The following is a 9559-nucleotide window of genomic DNA, read 5'->3' on the forward strand; positions in this document are numbered from 1 at the left end:
GGGTACTGTGCATCCAATGCGGTCAGGCGTTTTTACTCCAGCACCTTGTTCAACTCGGCGCCGTCGATACTCAAGGTAGCGGTGTTGAGCATGCCTTCAAGGTAGGCCTTGGCGATTTGCTCCTGGCGTTGCGCACGCAAGGCCTCGGTCAGGCGTTCGCGCAGTTCATCGAGGGTGGCGGTGCGCGCCGGTTGTTGTCCGGTGAGTTTGAGCACGTGAAACCCTGCCGCACTTTGCACCGGCTCTGACACCGCGCCGGGCTTGAGCCGCGCCACCACACCGCGCATTTCGGGCACCAGTTGCTGCAACGGTTGCATTCCGGAATCGCCGCCGCGCTTGGCGCTGTCGGGGTCCTGGGAGTATTGGCTGGCCAACGCCGCAAACTCACCCGGCGCAGCCTGGGCCCTGCGGCTCAATTCCTGGGCCTGGCGGCGTACGGTGTCGATGGTTTGTGGGTCGCTAGCGGCGAGGAAGATCTGGCTCACCCGGTACAACGGCGGCGTCACCCATTGCGCTTTGCCGCTGTCATAGGCTTGCTGCAACTCGGCAGCGCTGGGGTAATCGGCCGGCACCTGGCTGACCGACAGCATGTAGTCACGAAACACGATTTGCTCGGTGGCGGCGCGGGTTTGCTGCTCCACTTCCGGGCGCTGGCGCCAGCCCTGGGCGTCGGCCTGTTCGAGCACGGCCTTTTGCGCCAGGCGCGAACGCAGCCAGGTTTCCAGGGCGCCACGATTGCCGCGCAGTTGCTCGCGGGTTTCCACCGGCAAGGTCGCCAGCACCGACTTGAGTTCAAGCAGGTCGATCTGCTGGTTACCCAGGCGCGCCACCGCCGGCCCGTCCGGAATAGCCACCGGCGCCGGCTGCTGGGCCGCCACCGGGTCGCTGCCCGGGCGCAGGCTCAACCCCACCGCGACCACCAGCAACACCAGCGCACCAGCGCCGACCACAAGGGTTGGTTTCTTCACAGGGCAGGCGCCTCTTCGCGGGCGTCGACGGCAGGCGCAGCTTCAGCCTGGGCCTGAAGCTGCGCGGCTTGCTGGCTGTATTCGCGCAGGTAAACGATAAATTCCTGCAGCAGGCGGTCCCACAATTCCAACTGGCTGCGCAGGTGCGTAGCGCCGACACCGGCCACCACCACGTCCATCTCCATCAGCAAAAACTCACCCTGCAACGACAGCCGCGCAAAGCGTCGCGACGCGTTCCACACCTGCGCCAAGCCATCCGGCAACTGGCCCTGCACCCGCAGCGCGCAGCTGTAGGTGAAGTCCACATAGGCGCCCTGCTCCTCCGCCGGGTTGCCGAAACGCACGGCAAAACCGATGCCCTGGCTGGCGCTGAGCAACTGTACGATGCCGTTCTGTTCAGTCTGGTTGACCCGGTAGCCGGCTTCTTGCAGCAGCTCGGTCAGGCTCTGGGTGGTCACGCTGGTAATCAATTCGCTCATGGTCGTCTCTTCCTTGTTGATCAATGGTTGGCTGCGGCCTGGGGTGCATCAAAACGGCTCTTGTACAGATCGTCGCCAAAGCCTTGGGCGAGTTCTTCGAACTTGACCCGCGCACCGCTGGCAAACGGTTGGCGGATGCTCATCACTTCGGCCACGTCGATTTTTTCGTAGGCCGCCAGCAACTGCTGCGCCACGCCGTACATCTGTTGATTCTTGGCTGAACATTGCTGCACTTGTGTGTCACGTTCCGTCAGTTGTGCCTGCAAGCGCGCCCGTTCGGTTTCCTTGCCCCGGGCGATCACCAGTAAATCTTCATAGGCCTTCTTGAACTTGCCGACCTGTTCATTGCTGGCGCTCACCTGGGCCTGGGCCTGGCTGTGCAGGTTCTGTTGCTGACCGACCAACTGCTCGGCAACGCCACGGGTCTTTTCCAGCTCGGCGGTCAGTTGCTTGATCTGCGCCTGGGCCTGCTTGGCCTGGCCCTCGGCGGCGATGCGCGCCGCGCTGGCCTGGGCCTGCTCGCTTTGCAGCGCCTGCAACTGCTGGGTGGTGCTGCGCAGCTGGGTACGCAGGCGCTCTTCCATGCCTTCAGCCGAAGCGCCAGTGGTGACGAGCAGTAAAAGCAGGCCGCAAATTCGCGTGTTCATGAGCTTTCTCCGGCGCATCAAAAGCGCGTGTTGAGTTCCAGTTGCATGACATCCACTTCAAACGGCGCGCCATACACTTCGGAGGCACTCAGCCAACGGGCGCTGGCGTAGATGTTTTTGTCGAGGCCGTAGTTGGCGCCGATGAAATAGCCCTTGGCGTTGGTGCCGCCGAGGTGGAACGAGGAGTCATTGAAACCGTCGGGCAAGGCGTCTGGCTGGATGTACTTGTAGCCAGCCAGCACGTTCCAGTCGCCCTTCTTGCGCATCTCCAGCGCACTGCCGAGGGTGAACTGCACCAGCAACGCGTTGCCGCCGCTTTCAAACTGGCCATCGCTGTTGATGTTGTTGACGATCTGGCCTTCGCTGCGCTTGAGCATCTCGCCCTTGTCGTACGCCAGGTTGTGAATGAAGTTGGTCTGGCTGCGCAGCTTGAGGTCTTCCGGCAGATCGCTGTCCCATGCCAGGTTGAGGTCCAGCACGTTGAACTTGGAGGCCAGGCCGACGAATTGCGGTTGCGGCGTCAGGCCCGGTGTCGCCGGATTGGGGGCGATGTCTCGCAGCAGGAATACGCTGTTGCCCTTTTGCATAAAGGCCAGGCGCGTGCCGTCGGTGTCGCACGCCGGCTGGCCGGACCACGGCGAGCAAGGGCTGGAGCGTTCGCCCTGGATGTCGCCGAAGTGGTAGTAGGCCATCGAGCCTTTCAGGCTGTTGCTGCGGTTGATCTTCCAGTCGGCGCCGATCTGCCCGCCGAACATCCATTTGTTTTCGCTTTCGTCCTTGTCGAAACCGTTGGTGGTAGCGGTGTCGGGGCTGTACTCCACCGGGAACGCGCCGAGGGTGCCGAACAGGCCCCAGTCGCTGTTGAGCTTGTGGTTGAAGATCGCGGCCACGCCGTCGAAGTTGAGGTCGCCGGAATACATCATGTCGGTGGAATAAAACGGGTTGGCGAAACGCCCGGCCGTCAAGGTCATGTAGTCGGTGGTCTTCCAGGTGAGGTAGCCCTGGTCGAGCCAGATGTCTTTCTTGCCGAAGCCGCCGCCCAACGTCTGGGTGGTGGAGACCGGGTTGTTGTCGTTGCCGGTGCCGAGGCGAATGCCGGCGGTCCATTCGGGCGAGATCACCGCTTTCATGCCCAGGCGGGCACGCAGGCGGAACAGGTTTTCGCGGTCTTCACGGGTGTTGAGCAACGGCGGCAGTTGGGTGTTGGTGCTCTTGTTGACGTCGTAGGGCCCGCTTTGGTTGACCTTGGCATAGTCGACGATTTCATTGCTGTTGTTGCCCGAGAAGTAGCGCGACTCATCCCGCAGGCGAATGTCACCGTCGAAGCTGATGCGCGAGACCCATTCCGGAAAGGTGTTGGGCTGAGCCCAGTTTTCCTGCTTGGCGGTGGCCATGACCTCGGCCTTGACCTGGTCGCGAATCTGGTCACGCACCGCTGCCGGCACGTACTGCACCCGCACGTCTCCGGGGGTCGCTGCCGGGCCTGCCGCCACCGCAGTCGCGGTGCTGGCCTGGCGTGCCTGCTGGGCTTCTTTCTCGGACTGGGCGATCAGCCCGTCGGCCTGTTCCTGCTTGAGCACGCCTTGCTGCACCAGCAGGCGGATCAGGTTGATCGTGGCGTTTTCCGAAGGCGCGGCAGTGGCTGCCGTCGCCTGGCCGACCAGGGTCGCGATGACCATGCCGACCGCCAGGGTCAATCGATTCACGTGGGAAATCATCTGCACACAACTCCTGTAGAAAACTGCAAAAAATGGGTTCGATCAATCCGGGCGCCGACCCTTGAGGGACAGGCGTACCGGCAGGGTCATTGAGGCGGGTGTGCGTTCTTTCAGGCGCGGGGTGGCGCGCAACGCGGCCAGTACCTGGGCGTCGGTCTCGGCGTCACCGCTGGACTTGGCCAGCTCCACACGGGTCACCGCGCCGTCTGCGCTCAACCACAGGTCGGCCTGCACCGTGTAGGCCTTCTTGCGCAGCTCCGGGTCTTCGCGCAGCAGGCGCTGGAACACCCCGGCCAGGTACTGCTTGAACGTGCCGGTACCAAGCCCGCCACCGCCGGAACCGGCCATGCCGCCGCCCTTGCCGGCACCGATGTTGAAACCGTCAGTGCCAGACTGCGCGTCACCGTCGATCTGCATCGGGTTGGCCAGGTCGTCTGCCGGAGAAGGCGGTGCTTCTTCCTCGGGCTTGACCTCGTCCGGAGTCGGCGTGGGTTCCGGCTCGGGGACTTTCTCCTGCACCTCGGGCTCCGGCTCCTTGGGTTTTTCCGGCGGCGGTGGCGGCGGTGGCGGCAACGGAATAATCGTCGGCACCTTCGGCGCTTCGCGGCGCACGCCACTCATGTCATTGGCCCACTGCCAGAGAAACCAGGCAGCCACGGCGCCCAGCAGCAGGCCAACGCCCCACTTCAGCGGGCGCAACGGCGGCTTGTTTTTTACCGGCATCGGCGTGATCGGCATCTGTGCGGTCATGGGTCAGCCCTGGCTCGGTTTGCCGGTGACCAGCCCGACCTGGGACAGCTCCAGCCGACGCAGCAAGTCGAGCACTTCGATGACCTTCTGGTACTGCACCATGGCGTCGCCGCGCACGATCACCGGGAAGTCCGGGTTCAGCGCCTTCTCGATGCGCAGGCGTTCTTCCAGCTCAGACAAGGTCACAGGATAAGCGTCGAGAAACACCTGGCCGCCGTCGTTCACCGAGATCGCCTTGGTCTTGGCCTCGGACAGCGACACCGAAGCGCTGGCCTTGGGCAGGTGGATCTGGATCCCCGACACCTGAGCGGTGGCGGTCAGGATAAACATCACCAACACCACCATCAGCACGTCCACCAGGGGCGTGATGTTGATGCTGTCGACGGGTGCGTCATCGTCATCGTCGTGGGAGGCATTCACGGAAGCCATGCTGATTCTCCTCAGGCCGGTACGCTGGCGTGCTGCTCGCGACGATGCGCGGCCTCACTGTGTTGGCTCTCGCCGTGCATCTCCGCCAGGCGGGTGATGAACTCGTCGACGAATACGCGCATGTCGGCGCTGACTTCCTTGTTGCGGGTAATCAGGCGGTTGTAGCCAAACAGCGCCGGGATCGCGACAAACAGGCCCATGGCCGTGGCCAGCAAGGCGGCCGCCATGCCGGGGGCGATGGCGTTGATGTTCACGTCACCGGCCATTGCCGTGCCGAGAAACACCACCATGATCCCCAGCACAGTGCCGAGCAGGCCGATGTACGGGCCGCCGGCGATGGCGTTGGACAGGGTCGACAGCTTGGCCCCGAGCAACTGGTTTTCCCGGGTGCGTACGCCGTCCATGGAGCAGCGGATGGCTTCGATGGTCGCCGCCGAGACCGACGAGGTATCGGCGCCCTGGGCACGGCGGGTGCGGATTTCTTTCACCGCCACCAGGTACAGGCGCCACAGCGAGGAATGGCCCAGGCGCTCGGCCAGTTGATGGTCATCGGCGAACATTTCCAGGCGCGTGCCGATCTGCGCAAAGTGCTCGCGGAAGATCTCGTTGGCACTGCTGACGCGGCTGACCTGGCGGTTCTTGCGAACCATGATGAACCACGACTGGACCATCATCCCCACCAGCACCAGGATGATCACCCAGGCGTCCACCGGCACCGCCTTGAGCAGGAAGCCCAGGCTGCCGAAACCGAAGCCCGACTGTTCTTCATCCACCCCATAGGCCACCAGTTTCGACTCGGCGCCCTGGGCCGTGGCATCGGCCAGTAACAGGGCGGCCGGGCGCGCGACCTTGGACAGGCGCAGCTCGTCCATCGCCCCGGCAAACGGCAGATGAGCGCTGGCGGCTTCCGGCAGATCGGCACCGATGGCCAGTTGCGAATTGAACGCCGGCATCGCCACCGCCAGGGTCGCGGTCTCGCGGCCATTGACGTACAGCGAGACCTTGTCGCCCTCGGCGGTGAACGCCAGGTGCTGCCACTGGCCGGGGTTCAGCGGTTGGGTCGAGACCGCGCGCTGGCCGTCGATTTCAATAAACGGCATGCCCTGGTTCAGGCCCAGCAGCAGGCTGTGGGCGCCTTCGCGACGGGCCATGACCACTTGCTCGCCGCTGGCCTGGTCCAGACGCAGCCAGGCACTGAAGGTAAAGGCGCTGCCGGCGCTGTGTTGCAGCGACGGGCTGGCCGGCAGCAGCAACGGCTGGCCGCCGAACTGCAGCGCGCGGCCGATTACGCCGTCGATGCTCGCACCGGTGGCGTTCACGGCCGTGTTGCCGTAGGCCGTGGTGTCCCGAGGCGGCGTGCCGTTGGCGCCGTCGAAGTGGTAGAGCGCGGTGTAGTTCGGGTCAAAGGTCAGTTGGCCGTTAGCGGTGGCCGAGGCCTTCTGGTTGCCGTAGTACATCCACAGGTCCTGGCGCTGGCCGCCTTCGACCTTGGGCACATCGACCCAGATCAGCGCCATGCCCATCAGCGGGTCGAAGCTTTCGATCTGGTGGTTGAACACGGTCTTGTCGTCGGCGCTGACAAAGCGCAGGTCGGCGCCGTCGTCCTTCACCCCGTCAAAGGTGAAATTGCCGGTGTGCAGGCGCACCAGCAAGGCGGTGCGGCCCAGGGCCTGGTTGATCGCCGCGCCTTGGGCGGTGGTGTCGACGGTGATCTGTTTACGGTAGTGCCAATCGTCCTGCCACCAGGCATGGGCGGTGGCCGGGAGCGCGAAGCCCAGGCAGATCAACAGGCTCAGAAATAGGCGTTGCATGTAAGGAGTCTCCGAAAAAAGGGGTCAGAAAGTCGCCTGCACACTGAAGTGCAGTCGCGAGTCCTGTTTCTGGGTGTTTGGGCCATCGAGCAGCGGGTAGCCCCAATCCAGGCTGCCGGACAACCACTTGCTCAAACTGGCGCGGGTGCCCAGGCCGACACTGGCCAGGCTGTATTCGTCTTCCTGCTCGGGCAGCGGGTCATGCAGGCGCAGGCGCGCGCCTTCGGCAAACGCGTAGAAGCGCCACTCCTGCACGTAGCTGCCGAGGAACTTGGCCAGCGACGGTGTGCGCAGCTCCTGGGACAGCAGGTAGCCTTCGTCACCGGTGCGCTCGGCGGCGAGGTAACCGCGTACCGAGGTGGCGCCGCCGGCGGAATATTGCTCGTTGGACACCAGCGGCCCCGAGGCCAACTGGAAGCCGGCCTTGGACGCCGACTGCCAGTCGTTGCCGAAGGTGTAGGTGTAATTCAGGTCGCCCTTGAGCACCGCAAAACTCGGGCTGGCCTTGTCGCGCTTGTACTGGAACTCTTCGGCGTCGCTGCCGTAGCCGAAGAACGCGCGAGTGCCGACGATCAGGTTCAAGCCAAGACCCAGCTGGGATTGCTCGGTGTAGCGGTAGCCGTTGTAGCCGAAGGTCAGCGGCGCGTACTTGAGCGGGATATCGTCCGTGCTGCCGCCAAACTTCATCTGTTCCTTGAAGTCCTTGAAGTCCACCCCGGCCGAGAACGAGTTGGCCCAACTGCCACTGGCCGGCAGGCTGTAGATCGCCGAAACGCCGTAGGAGTGGCCCTTGCCCAACACGTTGCTGCCGCCGATGGTGGCGATGTTGCTGTCGGACTGATAGCCGGAGAATTGCAAACTCCAGCGATCACTCAGCGGCGCGGTGTAGGAGCCCGACCAGACCTTGGCGTTATCGCTGTCCTGGGGCGCCGTGAAATAAGTCAGGGAAATGCTGTGGCCCAGTTGCCAGAGGTTGTCGTAACCCAGGGTCGCGACGCTGCGCAGCTCTTTGGTGTCAGCGCTGTAGTCGTTGTTCAGGCCGAGGCTGGCGTGCCACGGGTTCTGGTCTTCCACCTGCAAGTCGACGTCCATGGTGCCGGGGCGCTGGCCTTCGCGTACCAGCGGCGTGACCTGGCGCCCGGCGCCGCGGTTGAGGCCGGCGAGCTGGGTTTGCACGCGGGCGAAATCCGGGACTTCGCCTTCCTTCAGGCCGGGTACTTCTTCGCGGATTTCCACCGGTGAATAATGCTTGGCGCCTACCACTCGTACGCGGCCGACCTTGGTTTCGCTGACTTGCAGGTAGACGATGCCGTCGTCGACCTTTTGCTCCGGCAGTTCGACGAACACCGACTGGTAGCCGCGTTCCTGATAGATCTTCTGCAAGGCATCCCGGGCGCCTTCGATATCGGCCAGGGTCTTTTGCGGGCCGAGGAACGGGTACACCGCCTCTTCGATGGCGCGGGCATCGAGCACGGTATTGCCGCGCACGAAGTACTCGTTGACGTCTACCAGCCGTGCCGGAGCCTCGCCTTCGGCCTGCGCCGGTTGCGCCAGTGCGCCCAGCGTCAGCCAGCACAGCGCCAGCGTTGATTTGAACAGATGCTCCACACCGCCCCCTGGTTTACTAAGAATGATGGCCATCGCCGTTTGCCCGGCGTTTGGCCTGTTCAATTGCTGGATATCGAGGTGTTGCCGTGCCGGGCGAGCCAGGTGTGCAGCAGGGCGAAGTTCAGGGAGAACTCCGGCATGTGCAGCAAGGCGCCACAGAACACTTCACCGATGATTTTCTGGATCAGTTGCACCGCCCGTGGGTTGCCCAGGAACGTGGCGATGTCGCGTTGCAGGAGGTTGATGCCCCAGACTTTCTGGTTCAGGTCGAGGCCGACGAACCAGCGGAACAGCAGGTTGTAGTTGAGTTGTTCGTGCAGTTGCTGTTCGTTGGGGACCGCGTACAGGAGTTGCAGCAGCAGGATCTGCAAGACGGTCTGGGGGGCGATCTGGGTACCGGGTTCGTCCTGGAGCAGGTCGCGGTGGTGGTCGAGGATTTCGTCGATCTGCGGGCGCAGCAGGACCAATGAATGGCCTGCGGGGATATAGCTGGAGACTTCCTTGAGCGCGCCTTGCCAGTCGTCCTGGGAGACGATCCATACCCACGGTGCGCCGTAGCGGTAGACCGAGACCGGCTTTTTGCGCGCGGCTTCGACGATCTTTGACAGGCGCTGGTCGAGCTCCTGCATGCCGACTTTCGAGTAACGTTCCATAGTTCCCATTCGCCCCACTCCTGGCATCCTGCTTGCGGCTCTGGCATCGCCTGTTTGGCGTTCTTGAGCGCGTTACATAGCCAAGACCGGGGGCACCGGGGACTACCGAACTTTTGTCATAAAAGCTTCTTTTTTGGGGCGGGGGTTGGGGGGCATATCCGTTATTTTGGTTAGGGCTGATATGGGTTCCGCTCTTACAGCGGCTCACTTTTGAAAAGCGCAAAAGTAAGCAAAACGCTCTTGCCCCACCACTCGGCACCTCGCTTGGGCTCGGTGTGCCCTCTCTCCGGTAGTACTACGCGGGCCGCCGCGACGGGGCGTCCCTGCCCCGTCGCGGCTAAACCGGCGTCCTGCCGGTTTACCCGCTCCGTACTACCTGCGTTCGGCCAGCGTGGTTTAACGGGGCGCCTAAGATCAAGATCAACAGCAGATCAAGAACACAGCGGCCTACCGGCCGGCTTGAGTGTGGTGAAGCAAAATCAAAAACTAAAGCGGG

At 63.4% G+C, this 9559-nt stretch carries 9 protein-coding genes; all 9 read right to left on the minus strand.

Annotation, left to right across the window (positions count from 1 at the left end; genetic code table 11):
- Window positions 1–32 precede the first annotated feature (32 nt).
- The 9 genes from CEC48_RS22895 to CEC48_RS22935 are packed head-to-tail and all read right to left on the minus strand — an operon-like array spanning window position 33 to window position 9063.
- Entirely contained in the window at window positions 33–968 is a 936-nt protein-coding gene (locus CEC48_RS22895; RefSeq protein WP_088425823.1) for a peptidylprolyl isomerase, read from the minus strand.
- Entirely contained in the window at window positions 965–1447 is a 483-nt protein-coding gene (locus CEC48_RS22900; RefSeq protein ID WP_088425824.1) for a YbjN domain-containing protein, read from the minus strand. Before CEC48_RS22900 ends, CEC48_RS22895 begins: the two co-directional genes overlap by 4 nt.
- Window positions 1448–1467: 20 nt before the next feature.
- Window positions 1468–2094 (minus strand): DNA repair protein, encoded by a 627-nt coding sequence (locus CEC48_RS22905; RefSeq protein WP_088425825.1) that lies wholly within the window; start codon window positions 2092–2094, stop codon window positions 1468–1470.
- Between the two features lie 17 nt (window positions 2095–2111).
- On the minus strand, window positions 2112–3812 hold the full coding sequence (locus tag CEC48_RS22910; protein ID WP_088425826.1) for a putative porin: 1701 nt from the start codon (window positions 3810–3812) through the stop codon (window positions 2112–2114).
- 42 nt (window positions 3813–3854) lie between these two features.
- Window positions 3855–4562, minus strand: coding sequence for an energy transducer TonB (locus CEC48_RS22915; protein WP_088425827.1), 708 nt, complete (start codon window positions 4560–4562; stop codon window positions 3855–3857).
- Between the two features lie 3 nt (window positions 4563–4565).
- On the minus strand, window positions 4566–4991 hold the full coding sequence (locus tag CEC48_RS22920) for a biopolymer transporter ExbD (protein WP_088425828.1): 426 nt from the start codon (window positions 4989–4991) through the stop codon (window positions 4566–4568).
- 11 nt (window positions 4992–5002) lie between these two features.
- The gene (locus CEC48_RS22925) at window positions 5003–6802 is read right to left on the minus strand and encodes a DUF2341 domain-containing protein (protein WP_088425829.1); all 1800 of its coding nucleotides are present in this window, start codon (window positions 6800–6802) and stop codon (window positions 5003–5005) included.
- 24 nt (window positions 6803–6826) lie between these two features.
- Window positions 6827–8410: a ShlB/FhaC/HecB family hemolysin secretion/activation protein gene (locus CEC48_RS22930; RefSeq protein WP_088425833.1), complete on the minus strand. Its 1584-nt coding sequence runs from the start codon at window positions 8408–8410 to the stop codon at window positions 6827–6829.
- Between the two features lie 59 nt (window positions 8411–8469).
- On the minus strand, window positions 8470–9063 hold the full coding sequence (locus CEC48_RS22935) for a transposase (protein WP_088425830.1): 594 nt from the start codon (window positions 9061–9063) through the stop codon (window positions 8470–8472).
- Window positions 9064–9559 lie beyond the last annotated feature (496 nt).

The organism is Pseudomonas sp. K2I15, from assembly GCF_002204795.1.
Classification (GTDB): Bacteria; Pseudomonadota; Gammaproteobacteria; order Pseudomonadales; family Pseudomonadaceae; genus Aquipseudomonas.

What these genes read in the sequence shown, in the direction of transcription:
- CEC48_RS22920 (WP_088425828.1), bottom strand. Translation starts at nt 4,991, where the DNA reads ATGGCTTCCGTGAATGCCTCCCACGACGATGACGATGACGCACCCGTC.
- CEC48_RS22910 (WP_088425826.1), bottom strand. Translation starts at nt 3,812, where the DNA reads ATGATTTCCCACGTGAATCGATTGACCCTGGCGGTCGGCATGGTCATC.
- CEC48_RS22925 (WP_088425829.1), bottom strand. Translation starts at nt 6,802, where the DNA reads ATGCAACGCCTATTTCTGAGCCTGTTGATCTGCCTGGGCTTCGCGCTC.
- CEC48_RS22905 (WP_088425825.1), bottom strand. Translation starts at nt 2,094, where the DNA reads ATGAACACGCGAATTTGCGGCCTGCTTTTACTGCTCGTCACCACTGGC.
- CEC48_RS22900 (WP_088425824.1), bottom strand. Translation starts at nt 1,447, where the DNA reads ATGAGCGAATTGATTACCAGCGTGACCACCCAGAGCCTGACCGAGCTG.
- CEC48_RS22935 (WP_088425830.1), bottom strand. Translation starts at nt 9,063, where the DNA reads ATGGAACGTTACTCGAAAGTCGGCATGCAGGAGCTCGACCAGCGCCTG.
- CEC48_RS22915 (WP_088425827.1), bottom strand. Translation starts at nt 4,562, where the DNA reads ATGACCGCACAGATGCCGATCACGCCGATGCCGGTAAAAAACAAGCCG.